General features: G+C 58.8%; 13 protein-coding genes. 3 read left to right on the top strand and 10 right to left on the bottom strand.

The window, feature by feature from the left end; translation table 11 throughout:
• Window position 1 precedes the first annotated feature (1 nt).
• Window positions 2-1,066, bottom strand: coding sequence for a class I SAM-dependent methyltransferase (locus Q0X85_RS13950; protein ID WP_297772944.1), 1,065 nt, complete (start codon window positions 1,064-1,066; stop codon window positions 2-4).
• On the opposite strand from Q0X85_RS13950, the gene Q0X85_RS13945 reads away from it, so the two are divergent.
• Window positions 953-1,942 (top strand): glycosyltransferase family 2 protein, encoded by a 990-nt coding sequence (locus Q0X85_RS13945; RefSeq protein WP_297772940.1) that lies wholly within the window; start codon window positions 953-955, stop codon window positions 1,940-1,942. The two genes, Q0X85_RS13950 and Q0X85_RS13945, sit on opposite strands and share 114 nt — an antisense overlap.
• A complete protein-coding gene (locus Q0X85_RS13940) occupies window positions 1,939-4,185 on the top strand; it encodes a glycosyltransferase family 2 protein (RefSeq protein WP_297772846.1) in 2,247 nt (748 codons plus the stop codon). Before Q0X85_RS13945 ends, Q0X85_RS13940 begins: the two co-directional genes overlap by 4 nt.
• A gap of 24 nt (window positions 4,186-4,209) precedes the next feature.
• Here the strand turns inward: Q0X85_RS13940 and Q0X85_RS13935 are convergent, their stop codons facing one another.
• Window positions 4,210-5,178, bottom strand: a complete 969-nt coding sequence (locus Q0X85_RS13935) for a glycosyltransferase family 2 protein (RefSeq protein ID WP_297772845.1) — start codon at window positions 5,176-5,178, stop codon at window positions 4,210-4,212.
• Window positions 5,179-5,397: 219 nt separating this feature from the next.
• Here Q0X85_RS13935 and Q0X85_RS13930 point away from each other — a divergent pair, with 219 nt between their 5' ends.
• Window positions 5,398-7,620: a hypothetical protein gene (locus Q0X85_RS13930; protein WP_297772843.1), complete on the top strand. Its 2,223-nt coding sequence runs from the start codon at window positions 5,398-5,400 to the stop codon at window positions 7,618-7,620.
• A gap of 49 nt (window positions 7,621-7,669) precedes the next feature.
• Here the strand turns inward: Q0X85_RS13930 and Q0X85_RS13925 are convergent, their stop codons facing one another.
• The 8 genes from Q0X85_RS13925 to Q0X85_RS13890 all read right to left on the bottom strand — a co-directional run bounded on the left by Q0X85_RS13925 (window position 7,670) and on the right by Q0X85_RS13890 (window position 16,732).
• Window positions 7,670-8,782 carry a flagellar basal body P-ring protein FlgI gene (locus Q0X85_RS13925; RefSeq protein WP_297772840.1) on the bottom strand — a complete coding sequence of 371 codons (1,113 nt, stop codon included), beginning with the start codon at window positions 8,780-8,782 and terminating at the stop codon, window positions 7,670-7,672.
• Window positions 8,779-9,789: a flagellin gene (locus tag Q0X85_RS13920; protein ID WP_297772839.1), complete on the bottom strand. Its 1,011-nt coding sequence runs from the start codon at window positions 9,787-9,789 to the stop codon at window positions 8,779-8,781. The genes Q0X85_RS13925 and Q0X85_RS13920 overlap by 4 nt, the downstream gene beginning before the upstream one ends.
• Before the next feature lie 2 nt (window positions 9,790-9,791).
• Window positions 9,792-11,240: a flagellar hook-associated protein FlgK gene (gene flgK / locus Q0X85_RS13915; RefSeq protein ID WP_297772837.1), complete on the bottom strand. Its 1,449-nt coding sequence runs from the start codon at window positions 11,238-11,240 to the stop codon at window positions 9,792-9,794.
• Window positions 11,241-11,274: 34 nt separating this feature from the next.
• Complete coding sequence (locus tag Q0X85_RS13910; protein WP_297772835.1) at window positions 11,275-12,576, bottom strand: flagellar hook-basal body complex protein; 1,302 nt, start codon at window positions 12,574-12,576, stop codon at window positions 11,275-11,277.
• 87 nt (window positions 12,577-12,663) lie between these two features.
• Window positions 12,664-13,512: a flagellar motor protein MotB gene (locus tag Q0X85_RS13905; RefSeq protein ID WP_297772833.1), complete on the bottom strand. Its 849-nt coding sequence runs from the start codon at window positions 13,510-13,512 to the stop codon at window positions 12,664-12,666.
• Between the two features lie 85 nt (window positions 13,513-13,597).
• On the bottom strand, window positions 13,598-14,998 hold the full coding sequence (locus Q0X85_RS13900; protein ID WP_297772832.1) for a TRAP transporter large permease: 1,401 nt from the start codon (window positions 14,996-14,998) through the stop codon (window positions 13,598-13,600).
• A 12-nt stretch (window positions 14,999-15,010) separates the two neighbouring features.
• On the bottom strand, window positions 15,011-15,643 hold the full coding sequence (locus Q0X85_RS13895) for a TRAP transporter small permease (protein ID WP_297772831.1): 633 nt from the start codon (window positions 15,641-15,643) through the stop codon (window positions 15,011-15,013).
• Between the two features lie 69 nt (window positions 15,644-15,712).
• The gene (locus Q0X85_RS13890) at window positions 15,713-16,732 is read right to left on the bottom strand and encodes a C4-dicarboxylate TRAP transporter substrate-binding protein (protein WP_297772829.1); all 1,020 of its coding nucleotides are present in this window, start codon (window positions 16,730-16,732) and stop codon (window positions 15,713-15,715) included.
• Window positions 16,733-16,816: the final 84 nt, after the last annotated feature.

Raw genomic sequence — 16,816 nt, 5'->3', positions numbered from 1 at the left:
ATCAGGCTGCCTTGACGATCATCACGCGATGCGCGCTGTTGTTCGCCGCCTTGGTGAGCGCGCGCACATATCCGAACTCCGAAAGCTCCAGCATCACGTCACCTAGCGTACGGGCACGAAGATCAAGGATCGTCCGACCATCCTGCGCAACGCAATTTTTGAAAAAATCGCGATAGGCGCTCCAAGGATAGTGAAACCCGCAAGATATGAAACTGAACGCATAATCTAACTCTTGCATCGTCGTGACATCATCCGTCTCAGGATTGAATGTCTGAATCTTTTTTTCAGGTACCTTGTTATCCGTCAAAAGCTTTTTTGCCACTTTCAGGCTGGAATAAGCCGCGCCTTCTGCCTCAAATCCAAAATGCCGGTTTTCATTGCTCTCCAGGTCAATGAGCGCCACGTCGCAGCCGTGATCCCGGGCAAGGAAAAGATCAAAGAACGCGTAACCGCAACCGATATCGGCAATATTTTTTGGCGGCTTGTCCTCGAAAATCCAGCGAAGCTCGAGATATTCAAGGTAAATGAATGCAGCGGCACGACGCGACAGCTCCTCGACCCCCATCTGGTCGATCAACTCTCGCAGAGGTGTGTCATCGCCGCGGGTCCAGGCCCGGATATAGCGATTGAACCTTGGTTGATCCCGAATAATCTCGGATCGCTGAAGAATAAGGTTGACCATGTCGCTCTCGTCAAGCGCGGTCGTCTTCAAGTCGGATATCGCAGGCGTGTCGAGGGCTCGCATCGCTGCGTCGAATGTGATCATCTGCTCGGTCCTGTTTATGGTCGCAACGCGAGAATTTTTGCATATGTCGGGTACCGAGAGTGACTTTGTTTGACGTTGCGGCTTATAATCAAGCAAAAAAGATGTTGGGCGAGGGAGCAGAGGATAGCGTTGGGCTTTTTGGGTATCACATGCTTGCGCGATGACGGTCCCTATGTCGTGGAATGGATTGCGCACCATCTGGCGGCCGGGTTCGACCGAATGCTGGTATTGAGCCATGATTGCACAGATGGCAGTGACGCGCTCCTCGACGCGCTCGCTCAGGATGATCGCATCGTGCATCTGCCTTTCGTTCCGAAGGGCGGTAAATCGGTGCAATGGCAAGCGTTGCGTCATCTGCGCGATACAGACATCTACACGACTGCGGAGTGGGCGCTGTTCTTCGATTGCGACGAGTTTATCTGCGCGCCACACGATACGCTTCGGCAAACGCTCTTGAATTTCGAGAAAACGTCCGGTGCATTCGATGCCTTGGCATTGCCGTGGCGTCTTTATGGCTCAGGGGGGCAGAAAAGGCGAACTGCAGGCCTGACACCAGAACGTTTCACCCGAGCCGCGCCATTTGATCTGCATTTCCCGCTCGCGCATCTGTTCAAGACCCTGCACCGCCCAGCTGCATTCCGCCAGCCCGGTGTGCATCGCCCGCGCGCCCGTCCGCGAAAGCCAGCGCGCTGGCTCGGCCCGGACGGGGCGCGCCAGAATGACGGGTTCTCACGCAATGACGCCGCCATAACGCTCTACGGGGCGACCGCTGGTTCGCCCCGCCTATGGCTTAATCATTATTCCCTTCGCTCGGTCGAGGAATTCATGGTCAAACGCGCGCGGGGCTTGCCCAATCACATGGATCGCGAAATCGGTTTGTCCTACTGGGCAGAGCGCAACTGGAACAATGAAGAGGCCGGCGAAATTCTCCCCATGCTGGAGGCGACGCATGCCGAGGTCGTGCGTTTGATGAGCCTTCCCAATGTCGAGACCGCCCACAGGGCCTGCCTCAAGGCGCACGACTCGCGGTATCAAGCACTATCGGAGGATGTCGAAGCGCTAAGGCTCGCGTTTCGGCTCGGCTTTCTGACGGGCAGCACACCGCCAAGCGCGGAAGATGGCCGAGCCTTCATCGCCGCCCAGATGCGATTGGCACGAGGTGGGGCAGCACCATGAGCGATAACGTAACAGAACGCCGGATGGCGAGCCAGAAACTGGGTGACATCATCTTGCTTGACGCTGTTGAGCTACGCGCTGCCGGGGCGCGCATGATCACGCTTTTTTTCGGATCGCAAACTGAGGCGGGCTCGATCATCCCTCCAGAGGGCGCCGCCTTGATCGCGCAAAAGAGCGTCGGCGGCGCTCCAATCCTGACGTTCTCGATGCCAGAAGGTCGCGCACAGTTCGACACGCCTCTCGGTATGCTCGACGTGACACCCGCAGAAGAGGAGCAGGAGCTTTTTGAAGGGGCCGACGTATTGGCGGCCGTACGCAATGGCGAAGATGCGGAAACGGTACTGACCTGGCTCACCTATCATGTCCGGGAGCATGGCATGAGTGGTGCGGTCATCCTCGACCGCGCGAAACCCGGCACGGACACACGATTCGCCCCTGAGTTGCGGAAAGGCATGGCGGATCACGGGGTGTCATGCCATGTCATCCTGCTGTCGAGCGATCTGCCGTTGGGAAGACATGACAGCCCGGCCGAGGCTCATCCTTTTTGCGTGCCCGAAGCACCTGGAAAGGACCGGATGGACATTCCACCACCTGCACCTTGGGACGCGCCACTCGGTACGCTGAGTTACTACGAAATCACACGCGCGCGTTTTCTGGCGCAAGCGCGCGCCGTGGCCAATATCGACGTTCACGATCTCATTGCGCCCACAGATGAGACGATTTTTGATAGCGCCGTAGCGGCCGATGGCGGCCTTGTCCCGCTACTCGGTCGGCATTGTTACCCGTGGCGCGTACGCAACAAACATCCGATACGTTTTGCAGATCACATCTGCGTTCAGTTTGATGCTCAGGGCGGGCGGCAGCGCTGGTGTCTTGCTCCGGCAAAGCTACCAGATGATGCGATATGGCGGCTTGTTCGTGTGGGGAATGCGCGGCCCGATGAAACTCGGGCAAGGGGGTTCTATCGTCACATGGCCCTTCGCCATCCGACAGCATCAATTTCCAAGATCGTACCCAAGACCTCGCTGATCGAACATCCTCCGCTCCTGCGGCAATCACAGGAGCATTTTGGGCACAAGCCGGTTCGCATGCCTGAAATTAAACCGGATGCCGCACCAACGGGGCGGGGGCGGTGCGCCATTGTCACCACGATGAAGAACGAGGGGCCGTTTATCCTGGAATGGCTCGCCTATCATCGCGCCATAGGCTTTGACGATATCCTAGTTTACACCAATGACTGCACCGACGGCACCGACACGATGCTCCAGATGCTGGAACGAAAAGGTCTGGTGCAACACCGCGAGAACCGCTTTCGCGAAATGGATCTCAAACCACAGCATGCCGCGCTTCAATCGGCCGAGGCAGAGCCGGTGATCCTCAAGGCCAAATGGTCTACCTGTATCGACGTCGATGAATTCATCAACATCAAGACTGGCGATGGCACGCTTGACGCGCTCTTTGAGGCGGTGCCAGACGCCAACATGATCGCCATGACATGGCGGTTGTTCGGCAATAGTGACCTGCATGAATATGCAGATCGCCCGATCACCGAACAATTCCTGCGCTGCGCCCCGGAATTCGCGCGCAAGCCGCATCAGGCATGGGGCTTCAAGACGCTGTTTCAGAATATCGGGCTGTTCAAGAAACTAGGCGTGCACCGCCCCAAGGGTCTGAACCCGCAACTCTGGGAAGACATCAACTGGGTCAATGGATCGGGACAACCGCTGCCAAGAGACATGTACCGCAATGGCTGGCGCTCGACGATCGAGACCTACGGCTATGATTTGGTGCAACTCAATCATTACGCCGTGCGCTCGGCCGAGAGCTTTCTGGTCAAGCGCGATAGGGGGCGAGTGAACCATGTCGACCGCGATCAGGGGCTTGCCTATTGGTTTCGCATGAACAACAATTATCAGGAGGATCACACCATCCTGTCGCGCCTGCCGATGATGCAGAGAGAGCTTAACCGCCTGATGAGCGACCCCGAAATCACCGCAGCGCATCACCATGCGGTCGCGTGTCATCAGGACAAGATCGAAGCGTTGCGGGCCACCGCGAATTACAGCCGGTTTTACGAGGAATTGACCAGCCCACGGATGCAAAAGCTGTCGCGCCTGCATTCACATTTCGGATCGAACGTCTTTCTGTCCGGCCCCGGGGTGATCCCGGACGAGATTGTCGCCCGCGACCCGGAAGACGACTGGTTCTTTTCTGTCGAGCTACAGGGCGAAACCGCGCATTGATCCAGGCAAGCCGTACTCAGTCGGTTACAGGTCAGCGGATATCGCCGCAACCAACTCATCCATTTCCGGGTCCATGCGGATCGAAGCCGCCTTGCGCTTGTGCCACTCAACACCTCGCGCGTGTAGCTCCGCCAATTGCGGGTCGCTCTTGAGGTCTGCAAGCAACGCGGCGCTCTTGTCCTGATATCGCTCAATGGTTTTGTCGGTCTCGTCGTTGAGGTTGAACTTCTCCCAGTATTCCTGACCAAGAACGTGATGCGAATGGTTCGCTCGCCCTCGCGCGCGCTTGATCAGAAAGCTTTCCATCGAACGCAGCGCGTAATGATTGACCTGGGCATGGGTAAAGAGCGGCGGGTTGTCCGTGCGCGTGCCATTGACGATATACTCCGCCCCGCCCGGCAGCACCCGCTTTGTGTCGGCCACATGCTCATCAAGAGAGACAGGCGCATGCAGCCCCATGCGCTGAAACTTATGCTGATTTGTGTAGAGAGATTTCACGAATTTACCGGTGTTGGGCCGCGCGGTTTCGTCCCACTCCAACTCACCCTTTGCGAACTGCTGTGCCACTGGTATGTCCTCGAAATGCTCGACACCAGCCGGGCCAAATATGCGCCAAGGCACTGAAATCACGTCTGCATCGGGGCCAGAGCCCTCGACCAGAGCGTGGACTGAACCATCGCCCATATGCACGTTCAAATACTCATCGACGTCACAGACAAACACCCATTTGGCGTCCATGACGACATCGTAGCGCCGACTTGCCTGGCGCAACGCGCTGCGATGAATACCGGCCTTTCGCACGATCGTGTTGTGCTGAGTGACAAACCCCAGCTCCTGCAGCCGCACCAGAATATCAACGGTCGTGTCTGTGCAGTCATTCGTACAGACAAGAATGTTGTCAAATCCAAGTGTCTTGTAATGAGCCACCCAATCCAGAATATAAGGCGCCTCGTTTTTCATGGTCGAGACGACGGTATAGGTCTCTTTACTCATTTTTGCCTCATGTATCTGCTCTAAGCGGCGGGTTCTTTTTACGACAATAATAGCGTGTGCCTCCCTGCTGAGGCAAGCGGCATGGCGCGACTGACACGCCTGAGGTAAAATCTACATGCCGCTCTCTCCACGATGATACACAAACGCATTCAGAGCAGTTACCCTGCAACAAACCCAATGTTGCCCGCCAAGGGCGCGTACAAATTAGGAGAGGCAAAGGTGGCACGGGAACGCGAGGTTGGCACGCTTTGGATCGGCGGCCCTCTCAGCTGGATGGAGCAACTCTGCCTGAAGTCATTCGTGGACCGTGGCCAGAAGATTACGCTCTTTGGATACGAACCCATCCCGAACCTGCCCGCGGGCGTCATCTTTCGCGATGGGCGGGAAATCATCGATACTGATGACTTCATAAAATACGAGCAAAAGAACAGCTACGCGCTCTTTGCCGATTGGTTTCGGCTTCACATGATTCACCAATGCCCCGGCATGATCTGGGTTGACACCGATGTCTATTGTCACCGCCCAATGGAGTATGACAGCGACTACGTTATGGGCTATGAGCTGCCCGGAGAGCACCGTGTAAACAATGCGGTCCTTGGCTTGCCCGCTGACAGCGACATCCTGCAACAAATGCTCGAATTCACATCCGACCGCTATGCGATTGCCCCCTTTCTACCCCGGAAAAGACAGGAGCAGATGCGCAAACAGGCGGCCAAGGGCAAGCCGGTGCATGTCTCGCAACAGCCATGGGGCGTCTGGGGGCCAATGATGGTCACACATTACGTCCACGCCCTCGGGCTTGAGGCCCATGTGCAACCGCTGAACGCGTTCTATCCCATCACGTTCCGCGAGCGGTTCAAGTTCATGCGCCGGGCAGAGCTCGCCACAGGGCTGATCACGCCGGAAACCACAGCCCTGCATCTTTGGGCCTCGAACAAGCGCCAGCTCGGTAATATCCACGATGGCCTGCCACCCAAAGACTCCTATTTGGAGAAGCTTGTTCAGGATCACAACATCAACCCGGCGCTTGCGCCGATCAAGGGCCGTGGGAAGGCAACCTTTGACGGTGCGTTGATCGATGAGTTGGATCTCGAAAGCGTCTCCGTCGCTGCGGACCTGACCGGGGGCGCGCGTAGTTTCATGCTGGCGCTGCATCACAAGTTCGATTGTGAGATTCAGCTGGTCAATTGCAATCGGCGCGGCAAGTTCAAGGAGGGGGATCAGGGCTGGCTTCAAAGCTACACTGAGTTTCTCATGGATCACGACGTGGACCCGGGCCGTATCCGGGTCATTCGCGATGAGAACGATCTGCGCCCAGTTGACGTGCTATGCAACCTTGCCGGGTTCGGGGACCGCTACAATGTGCCGTTTCTTGGAAAATTCCTCGACCGTTGCATGCATTCCGACACGCGTGTTTTCATGGATGTCCGCAAGGGATCGGGCGCCTTCCCATTCCTCAAGAAATTCGGCGTTAACACCGCGTTGTCGTCGCGCGAGGAAGACGGGCACGAAATTACCCGCATAAGGGTGCAACCCAAGCCGCCGGAACCCACCAGCACGGAGGACGGGTGGCACGAAATCGCACGTCAATTGGCTGGTCGGGAGGGCTGGTACCGACCCGGCGCAAACGGGCATAGTTTTCTTTATATGCCGCGCGCCTCGGACACACTCGTGGTGACATTCGACAATCTCGACATAGCCATGACCAAACGCGAGGACCGCCGCCCCTGGGGTTATAGCTTCATCAAGGATCACGGCTGGTCGATGTTGGGCGTTCTGGCCGGCGGATGGACCTGGTATCGGGAGCCTTGGGTCCATGAGCAATTCGATGCGCTTCGGGACGAGGGGTTTTTCAAGCAGTTCAGACGTGTCGTTTTCTACGGGGCCTCGATGGGCGGCTACGCGGCATGCGCCTTTTCGGCCGCGGCACCCGGATGCGATGTGGTGGCCATCTCGCCACAAAGCACGGTCGACAAGTCGGTCGTCCCTTGGGAGACCCGTTACAAGGTTGTTTGGGATCGCGACTTCACAGGAAGATACGGTGACGCCGCCAAAGTAAGTGTGGCCGCCAATCGCGTTTCCATCATCTACGATCCCTATGAACCGCTTGACGCCAACCATGCGGCGCGTTTCACGCATGACAACGTGCAGCATCTTCGCGCGCCGCTTCTTGGCCATCGGCTGGGCAGTTCGCTCAACCAAATGGGCATTCTGAGCCCGATCATTCTGGGGGCGCTCAACGGCACGCTAACCTCGGAGGAATACTATGGCTTGCTGCGCGCAAGACGTGGTTCGCCTCGGTATCAACGCGAGCTTTTCAAGCGCGCCGTCGCCAAGGGGCATGACAGACTTGCGAAAGCGCTTGGGACGCATATCCTTTCAACAAACCCAAATCGCGCGGTTCGTATTGGCCTAGAGGCCCTGACGGAGGAGGCTGGCTGAAGTCACTGGCTCTACAACCGAGTGAGCTGCCTCCTCCCGAATCCGCAGCTCACCGCACGACGAATTCGGCGTGCAAGGCACCCGCCGCCTTGATGCTCTTCAAGATGTCGATCATGTCCCGTGGCGCGACACCCAATGCGTTCAGTCCTGCTATGACCTCTGCCAGAGATGTGCCCGGCGGTACTTCGGCAAGTCCGATCCCCGGCTCTTCTTCGATCTCAGCCTGCGTCCGAGGAACCACGACAGTCTCGCCCTGGGCAAAAGGATTGGGCTGAACTGCAAGCGGCGCTTCCTGAATACGCAGGGTCAAGTTGCCCTGTGAGACCGCAACGCGCGAAATACGGACATCCTGACCCATGACAATCGTGCCCGAACGCTGATCGACCACGACCCGCGCCTTGCGCTCCGGCTCCACCAGAATGTTCTCGATCCGGCCAAGCGCATGTGCGGGCGAGGCCGCACGCATCCTCGAAAGCGTCAGGCGCACGGTTCCAGAATCCAGCATAAGCGCGGCATCCCGCCCGACCGTGCCGTTGATTGCGCGCTCGATCCGAGCCGCGGTCGTAAAATCCGGCTCTCTCAGAGCGAGACGGATCGTGTCGAGCGCAGAGAAATCAAATTCAATCTCGCGCTCCACACGCGCACCCGACGGGATCACGCCCGCAGTCGGAACGCCCTGCACGACGCCTCCCGCATCGCCTTCTGCGGCGGCGCCCCCGGCAATGATCGTACCCTGCGCCACCGCATAGATCTGACCATCCGCCGCATTCAGCGGTGTCATCACCAGCGTCCCGCCCAAAAGGCTCTTGGCATCCCCGATCGCCGAAATCGTGACGTCGATCTGTCCGCCTGCGCGCGCGAAAGGTGGGAGCTCTGCTGTAACAAACACCGCCGCGACATTCTTTGGCCGAAACTGCTCTCCCGAGACATTTATACCAAGGCGCTCGAGGATATTGGACAATATCTCTTCGGTGAACGGAGCATTGCGCAGCCCGTCGCCTGTCCCGTTCAATCCGACAACAAGACCGTATCCGACGAGGTCGTTTCCCCTGACGCCGTCAAATTCGACAAGATCCTTGATCCTGATCGGACTCGCATCGACCGGACTGCAGTGCAGCCCAAGCCCCAAAAGCACACAAGCCAGGAGACATCGCAGACTCATGACAGGAAGTTTACAAGGCTGAGCCGCGACGCGCGCGCGGTGACCGTATACAAGGTCTCAAGTTGCAACTGAACCTGCTCGAGTTCGACCGCTGTTTCAAAGGCGTCAGCCGACACCATTTCTGAACGCGCGATTTCAAGGCTCGTCATTTCCGCGGCGATCCGCGAAGACGCTTGGGCGATGCGGCCCTCTGCAAGCCCAAGATTGGCGCGCAAGGCTGTGAGAGCATTCTGGTGTTCCTGAAGTCCCGCACCTGCATTAGATGCAAGGTCGATACGTTCGGCATCCGCAAGCGGCAAAGTCTCATCTGCACTAAGTGCGATCAGAGCGACATGTTTGAGCGCCTCGCGTAGCGCCGGATCGTCCGCGCGAATATTAAGAGCCACGGACTCGCCAGAACCTAGCTGGTAAGGAGCGACCTCGGACGTGGCCCCCCGGTAGATGTTTGCCCGAAACCCACCCGCCGCACCCTCAAAGAAAGCGTCAACGCGCGTCAGGAGGTCTGTTCGATCCTTAACCCCGTCCAAAGCAATGCGTAGCTCTGAAAGCAGCATGTCAGCTGGCGCGAGCGGCGCTCTATCCGTCTGCGCTCCGGCAAACAGCGATCGACCGGCCGCGTCCGTATTCAACGCACCTACCAAAGTGGCGAGCACCTGCTCGGACTCGATCACAAGAATATTCAGTTGTGCCACATTGCCGGTGGCCTTCAACGACAAGGCGTGAGCGGCCAGATCTGTGGTGTCACTCTGCACCCTTTCAAGCGCGGCCTGCATGACCGCCGTATCGAGGGTTGCTTCCCGCGCGGCGGTCTGATGTCCGGACAAGACAACAAGCTCATGCTCAATATCGGCAAGCGGCAAAAGATGGCCGGAGAGATGTTGCCCCGGATCAGAAACACGCCCTGTGCCGAGCTCCTGCCCCAGCCGATCCAACTGCTGTCGGAGTTCAACGCCCTGACGCCGCAATGCAAAAGATTGCGCGAGATCACCGATTGTCTGAAAATTCATCTTCATATCCTCAATATAGCGTCGAGCATCTCGTCGATCGCCTGTACCATCCTGGCGTTTGCACCGAACGCCTGCTCCACCAGTAACAGTCGCTGTAGCTCGGCATCGCTATCCACGCCGGTCGCCAGCTCCAAGGTCCGGAATTCAACGGCTTGGGCCGTGGTGAAACTCAGCTCTTGCTCAGCCGCGACCCGGTCTTGTGATATACTTGAAATCAAGGTTGCCGCGTGGCCGGCAATGGTGCGTGCACCGGTACCGAGTATGCTGCCGGGCAGGCTGCTCTTTCGCGTCAAGGCACGGCCAAGATCCGCAATCAGGCCCCCCTCGCCGGACAGCCCGGGAGACAATGCGCCCAAACCATCTCTTATGCGGAACACCTCTCCACCCTGTTGCGGGTCAATGGCACGGTTCACGGAAAGCCGGCTTGCAACACCAAGCGTATTCACCGGGTCAAACCGGATGCCCGCATCGGTAAAAATGCCCGGATCATCAGGCCCACGCGTAGAGTCCACGGCATCTTGCTGAAACCGTTCGATCAAATCGCGCGCAACCGCATCGAGCTGTGCGTTGACCTCAACAGCAGCCCGGTCACGGATGTCGAAGAACGCCCCAAGCCGGCCACCTTGCAAGGGCCCACGGTCCGCGCCAACAGGAATGTCGACCCCGTCCAGCCGAATACCCGACAGCGCTCCACTCTCAATCATCATATTCGGTGCGACCAAGGGTGCGGGATCGAACGAGAGCGTGACAGCCCGTCCATCAAGCAATAAACCACCGGAGGTCGTGACAAGCGCCACTGCGCCATTCTCACGCGCTACCTGCCGGACAGGCACGATCTCGGCCAAATTGTCTATCACCTGCTGGCGCTGATCCTCAAGCGCCGACGTGTCGGCACCACGCGACAAGTTGGCCGATATCCGGGCATTGAAATCAACCACCCTCCGTAGACTTGAATTGATCGTATCGACACCAGTCGCGATATTGCGATCCGCCTCACTTCGCAGATCCCCGATCTCGTCCGCTGCCGCATTTATGCGCCCACCGAGGGCCTGCGCCTCGCGCAGCACTGCCTGCAACCGATTATTATCCTCCGGTCGTGTGCTCGCCGTTACGAGCGCGGCCTCGAATGAGGCGAAACGGGCCGAAAGCGACGCAGGGACATCCGGCGTTCCAATCACCCGCTCAAGCGCTTGGGAGAATGCGGCAGTCACTTCTCCCGCCGCGCGCGCGCTCTCGGCGATGCGCTGATCCGCCAAAAGGCCTGCGTCGACCTGACGTGAAACCCCAACGACACGCACGCCGCCACTGTCCCGCGTCGAGGAGAGGGCAATCTCCCTGGGTGCGAAACCTTCGGTCAGGACATTGGCAAGGTTGGCGGAAACGACATCTGCCGTGCGTGTGCTCGCGGCAAGACCACTCAGCGCATTGGACAGGGCGGCAGACAAGGTCATGGCAACTCCTTTGAAAACGGCTCGGCACGAGCTTTCAGCGGATGATATTCGTCGTTTCCTGCAACATTTCGTCGACGGTCTGGATCACTTTTGCATTTGAGGAATAAGCACGTTGCGTCTGTATCATGTCGGTAAGTTCACCCGCGACATCGGTCGCGGACTCCTGTCGGGCAAAGGCGACGATGTCACCGGTCGGGCCATCCCCGGCGTCCCAGAGAAAGAATGTGCCGCTATCCGTGGACGGACGATATGTCTGCTGATCCATGGCAATCATTCCGTTGGGATTCGGCAAGTCGACCAGCGGAACCTGATAGATGATACGGCTTGCACCTGTGTCGAACGAGGCGCGGACAAATCCGTTTGCGTCGACCTCCGCCGCTGTCATGTTGCCAACGGGAGATCCGTCCTTGGCGATCGAGAGAGGCGCAAAACTGTCAGAGAGTTGGGTCAATCCGTCTGATGTACCCAGTCGCCCGATGCTGACCTCGATAGGGCCGCTCGCCACATCGACGATCAGCGCTCCGGTGGTTGGATCATACGGGCCGCCCGAAATCGTCTGCACATCCAACAAGGTCCCTCCAGTGTCTCGGTTCGCATCGAACGTCAGGACATATTCGCCAATCAACGCGTTATTCTGGGCCGAATCCCTCAACGCCACTGTCCATTCATTCGACAAACCGTCGGCGGGGATCGTCGGTGTGAACTCAAGAGAGATATTCTCGGAGGTTCCGAGATTGTCAAAATACTCGACGGACAACTGCTGAGGATCGCCCGTACTATCGAACCGTGTCTCGGTCGCGGGGAGGTTGACACCAAGGTCGACAGAGGTCGTCGGCTCTCCGGTCAACTGATTAACGTTGATCTGAACCGGCTCCAGCCCGGCACTGGTATCCCGCGAAAACGCGGGAACCGTTCCATCCGGGTTCGCCGGCCACCCCAAAAGAACAAGACCAGACTCGGTGACAAGCCGTCCCTCGGAATCGGTTCGGAACGAACCGGTCGTTGTCAGTAACATTTGAGGATCGCCATTGGCGACGGTCAGATCCGAGACCTGCGCCACAGGCAGAAAACCCCTGTCCCGCACAGCGAGATCGGTCGGGTTCGAAGAACTGACAATCGAACCGCCCTGATCGATCAGACGCTGGGTGCTGGCACGAACCCCGCCGGCCGAATAGCCGCCTCCATTGCCCGATATGACAAGCGACTCAAAATCGGCCTCGATTCTCCGATAGCCAAAAGTTGAGGAGTTGGCGATATTGTCAGATATTGTAGCCAACCGCGTTGCATTCGCGTTCAATCCTGCGACACTGGCATTGAGGGAAGAAGAAATTGTCATGGATGCGCCTTTCTGCTGCGTCGACCAAACTTGGGACACAGACATACGCGCGTTACTTTAACAGCCCACTAACAGCTAAAATCTTTCCTAATGCTCTGGATCGGACCTGAGCAAAATCATCTCAAGGCGGTTGTTGCGCAGGGCCATCGGGTCAGGCACGCTCGGAGAGCGGTCCCCGTGCCCTGTGACGCGACGCATTCGCTTGCCATCAACACTCGCCGTCTCAAGCATTTTGCGCAGTTGGTGTGCGCGGGAAGAGGACAAGTCCCACACTGAATTATCCACTCGCGTGATCGGACGGGCACGGCTATACCCAGCAAGTGCCACGTCATTCGTCACGAGGCGGGCGGCTCTGGCGAGTATCATTGTCAGCTCTTGCAACAAGGGCGACGCAACGGCACGCCCCTCCTCGAAGAGCAGCGCCCCGGGCAGATCAAACAGCTCGATGACCAGCCCCTCGTCAGTAACGCGCGTTACAACGTGACGCAGCCTCTTTGCGGCCTCCATGCTTTCACCGCTGACACCCTTGAGCATCTCTTCTACCGCAGTAAAGGCGGTGGTCTCTGCAGAGGACCGGCCATCGGTCATCAAGCCCATGTCACCACGTGCCTGACGGCTCTCTGTAGACATACGCTGTGATGCACCGGTACCATTCTGTGCGAGAACATCTTCCGAAAAAACACTGTCTCCGCCAAAGGCGCCGTTGCCGCCGCCTGAGATACGGTTGATCGGAACGGTCGGGCTAAAGTAATCCGCAATGCCCTTGCGTTGCTGCTCGGTTGTCGCGTTCACCAGCCACATCAGCAGGAAAAAGGCCATCATCGCGGTGACGAAATCGGCATAGGCCACTTTCCAGGCACCGCCATGATGCCCGCCGCCTGCAATGATCTTTTTCCGTTTGATGATGACCGGCGCCGCGTTGCTGCGCACGTCCATACTCACCACCTTTGTCTCACCCGATCCAAGGGGTAGCACAGGGTGGCTTACCGGTCTGTTAACACATCCAGTTTTACGGACTTCGCTAGGCCAGACCCGGCAGCCATAGAACGATCGCCGGGAACCCCACCAACAGCGCGATGGTCACGGCATCGGCGATAAAGAACGGCATCACCCCCTTGAACACGTCCTGCACGCTCAGGTCAGGGCGCACGCCCGCCACCACGAAACAGTTGAGGCCGATAGGTGGCGTGATCAGGCAGAACTCGGCCATCTTGACCACCAGTATCCCGAACCAGATCGCGCACATCTGGCCATTCATGCCAAAGGCACTCTCCGCCGCGCTGACATTGATCCCACCATTGAGCGCCATCACCGCCGGATAGACCACCGGCAGCGTCAACAGCAGCATGCCGATCGCGTCCATGAACATGCCCAGCACCGCATAGGCCAGCAGGATGCAGATCAGGATCAGCATCGGCGACAGCGTCAGCGAGGTAATCCAATCCGCAAAGGCCGATGGCAGATCGGCAAAGCCGAGAAACCGCACATAGATCAGCACCCCCCAGATGATGGTAAAGATCATCACCGACAGCTTCGCCGTCTCCAGCAGTGCGTCCTTCAGTTCAGGCCAGCGCATGCCACGATAAAGCGCCATCAGGAACACCACAAAGGCGCCGATCGCGCCACCCTCGGTCGGTGTGCCCCAAGCATCGCCGCCGAATGGGTTGTAGACGAAAAAGATGATCGTCACGACAACGAACACGATGGGCAGCGCGGGCGGCAGCGACACGAAACGCTCACGCCAGGTAAAGCCACCCACCGGCGGGCCAAACCCTTTGATGGTCAGCGCCAGACCGATGATCAAAAGCGCATAGACAAAGGCCGAAAACACGCCGGGAATGAAACCGGCAAGCAACAGCTTGCCCACGTCCTGCTCCACGATAATCGCGTAGATCACCAGCAATGCTGAGGGCGGAATGAGGCTCGCCAATGTGCCGCCAGCCGCCACCACGCCCGCAGCGAACCGCTTGTCATAGCCGATCTTGAGCATCTCGGGGATGGCGATGCGCGCAAACACAGCCGCCGTCGCCACGCTCGCCCCCGACACGGCGGCAAAACCTGCCGTGGCAAACACGGTGGAGACGGCAAGCCCCCCCGGCACCCAGGCAATCCAGCGTTTCGCCGCCTCGAAGAGCGCCTTGGTCAGCCCCGCGTAATAGGCGAGATAGCCGATCATGATGAAGGTCGGAATGAGGCTCAGCGCTTGCGAGCTGACCTTGGAATGCGGCACCTGACCGGCAGTTTTGACCGCCACGGTCAGCGCCCAGAAAAATTCGTCGCCCGCATAGCCCTTCTTGGACCAGAAAATCCAGATCAGCCCGATCGTGCCTGCAAGAGCGGCGGCAAAGGCCACGCGCATGCCCAGGATCACAACGACCAGCATCATACCGGTCACGACCAGCCCGATATCAATTGGCTCCATCAGGTGACATCCTTATTCATCACGGCCGCTGACATGCGCGGCCTCACGCGCGGCCTGTGCCGCGGCATCCTCGATCAGCGGCACGGCAACGGGCCGCTCAGCCCCGGTGATCAGCGCCCGCCCGAATCCCCAGACCTGCAACATCAGCCGCAGCGACAGCACGCCAAAGGCAATCGGTGCCAGGATCTTCGCAGGCCAGATCGGCAGGGCGATGTCGATGGTGCTGTCCCGGCTCCAGAGCGGCGCATTCCAATCGAAACTGCGCCCGAAATGCGCCCAGCTGCCCCAGACCAGCAGCAGCATCAGCGCCAGAACCGCCAGCGTCGTGATCAACTCGATCAGCCAGAGCGCCCGGCCGCTGAACATCCCGACGAAGATATCCATGCGGATATGCCCGCCATCGCGCTGCGTATAGGCCACGCCCATGAAGGCAATCAGCGGCATGATCTGCTCGATCCAGTCGACATATCCGGGCAGCGGCTGATTGAAGAAGTTGCGCCCGCCGACGGAAAACACCGCCAGCACCATGAGCGAGAAAACCGCCAGCCCGCTTAAGAGCGCAAGCTGCCGCTCGATCCGGTAGAGGCCGCGATCAAGCCTGCTCAGGGTGCTGTTGTCCGAAAGGACAGAGGCCGCTCCCGCCATGGTGCATCTCCCGCTCAGGTCGAAAAAGACGGCCCGCGACGCATACATCACGGGCCGCAAAGCTCAGGCTCAGGAGCCGCCCTTGAGTTCCGCCAGCTTGCCGGTGGCGAAGTCATAGAGCTCCTGCGCGGGAATACCGCGATTGCCCATGTCCTCGATCCAGGCGGCTGCGGCGGGACCGGCCACCGCCTTTTCGAACTTCGCGAGCGACTCCTCGTCAAAGCTGATCACCTCGATGCCGCGCTCTTCGAGCGCCGGGCCCCAGGCCTCGAGCGTGTTGTTCTGATAGTTGTCGATGTAGTAATCAAGCGACTCGTCGATCGAGCCCAACAGCGCCTCGCGATGATCATCCGACAACCCGTCGAGCGCGTCGGTATTGGCCACAACCGGGCAATTCACCGTACCGGGGTTCAGGTTCGAGGTCCACCATTTCGCGTTCTCTATGGTGCCAAATGCCATATGGGCATGCGGGGCAAAGGCCACGGCCTTGACCACGCCGCTGTCCATCGCCTGCCGCACTTCGGTCGCCGACATCGAGGTCGGCACGGCGCCCACGGCCTCCATCGCGGCCCCGATGCCGCCGGTGGCGCGCACGCTCAACCCTTCGAAATCGTCAAGGCTGCGGGGTGCGTCGCCCAGACCCACAAGGTTGTATTGCGGCATCGGCGAGGGCATCAAAAGCGTCGCGTTCCAGCGCGCCAGATCGGCCTTGACCGCTGGCTGATCATAAAGCGCCATCGACAGCGCGCGCTCCTGCTCCAGCGTCTCGACGCCCAGGAACGGCAGTTCCAGAACGGTGATCGTCGGGTTCTTGTCGCGGTGATAGCCCGCGCAGAACTGCGCCATCTCGAAGGCCCCGATGGAAATCCCGTCAAGGTTCTCGCGGTTGTTCGAGAGGCCCCCATAGCTGATGTTCAGGGTGAAATCGCCATTTGTCTTTTCACTCACCAATTCGGCCAGCTTCTCGACATGCTCGGTAAACGCCCGGCGCTTGCCCCAGAGCGAGACGTTCCATTCGGTTGCCATCGCCTCACCGGCAAAGGCAAGGCTGATCGCGGCCACAGCGGTGTAACTCAGATATTTCGGCATGGTTTCTCCTCCCAGATGTCATGCGGTATGATGGGCGCTACCTTGGGACATGTCCGGCACGATGGCTATGAAGAAAACCGCACA

The sequence above is a fragment of the uncultured Roseovarius sp. genome (genome assembly GCF_947259555.1).
Lineage (GTDB): Bacteria > Pseudomonadota > Alphaproteobacteria > Rhodobacterales > Rhodobacteraceae > Roseovarius.
This window is presented reverse-complemented; position numbering and strand designations above follow the sequence as displayed.

What these genes read in the sequence shown, in the direction of transcription:
- Q0X85_RS13950 (WP_297772944.1), bottom strand. Translation starts at nt 1,066, where the DNA reads ATGCACGATGCGATCATCCTGAGCGAGCGCGTCGAGGAGCGCGTCACT.
- Q0X85_RS13940 (WP_297772846.1), top strand. Translation starts at nt 1,939, where the DNA reads ATGAGCGATAACGTAACAGAACGCCGGATGGCGAGCCAGAAACTGGGT.
- Q0X85_RS13935 (WP_297772845.1), bottom strand. Translation starts at nt 5,178, where the DNA reads ATGAGTAAAGAGACCTATACCGTCGTCTCGACCATGAAAAACGAGGCG.
- Q0X85_RS13925 (WP_297772840.1), bottom strand. Translation starts at nt 8,782, where the DNA reads ATGAGTCTGCGATGTCTCCTGGCTTGTGTGCTTTTGGGGCTTGGGCTG.
- Q0X85_RS13920 (WP_297772839.1), bottom strand. Translation starts at nt 9,789, where the DNA reads ATGAATTTTCAGACAATCGGTGATCTCGCGCAATCTTTTGCATTGCGG.
- flgK (WP_297772837.1), bottom strand. Translation starts at nt 11,240, where the DNA reads ATGACCTTGTCTGCCGCCCTGTCCAATGCGCTGAGTGGTCTTGCCGCG.
- Q0X85_RS13910 (WP_297772835.1), bottom strand. Translation starts at nt 12,576, where the DNA reads ATGACAATTTCTTCTTCCCTCAATGCCAGTGTCGCAGGATTGAACGCG.
- Q0X85_RS13905 (WP_297772833.1), bottom strand. Translation starts at nt 13,512, where the DNA reads ATGGACGTGCGCAGCAACGCGGCGCCGGTCATCATCAAACGGAAAAAG.
- Q0X85_RS13900 (WP_297772832.1), bottom strand. Translation starts at nt 14,998, where the DNA reads ATGGAGCCAATTGATATCGGGCTGGTCGTGACCGGTATGATGCTGGTC.
- Q0X85_RS13895 (WP_297772831.1), bottom strand. Translation starts at nt 15,643, where the DNA reads ATGGCGGGAGCGGCCTCTGTCCTTTCGGACAACAGCACCCTGAGCAGG.
- Q0X85_RS13890 (WP_297772829.1), bottom strand. Translation starts at nt 16,732, where the DNA reads ATGCCGAAATATCTGAGTTACACCGCTGTGGCCGCGATCAGCCTTGCC.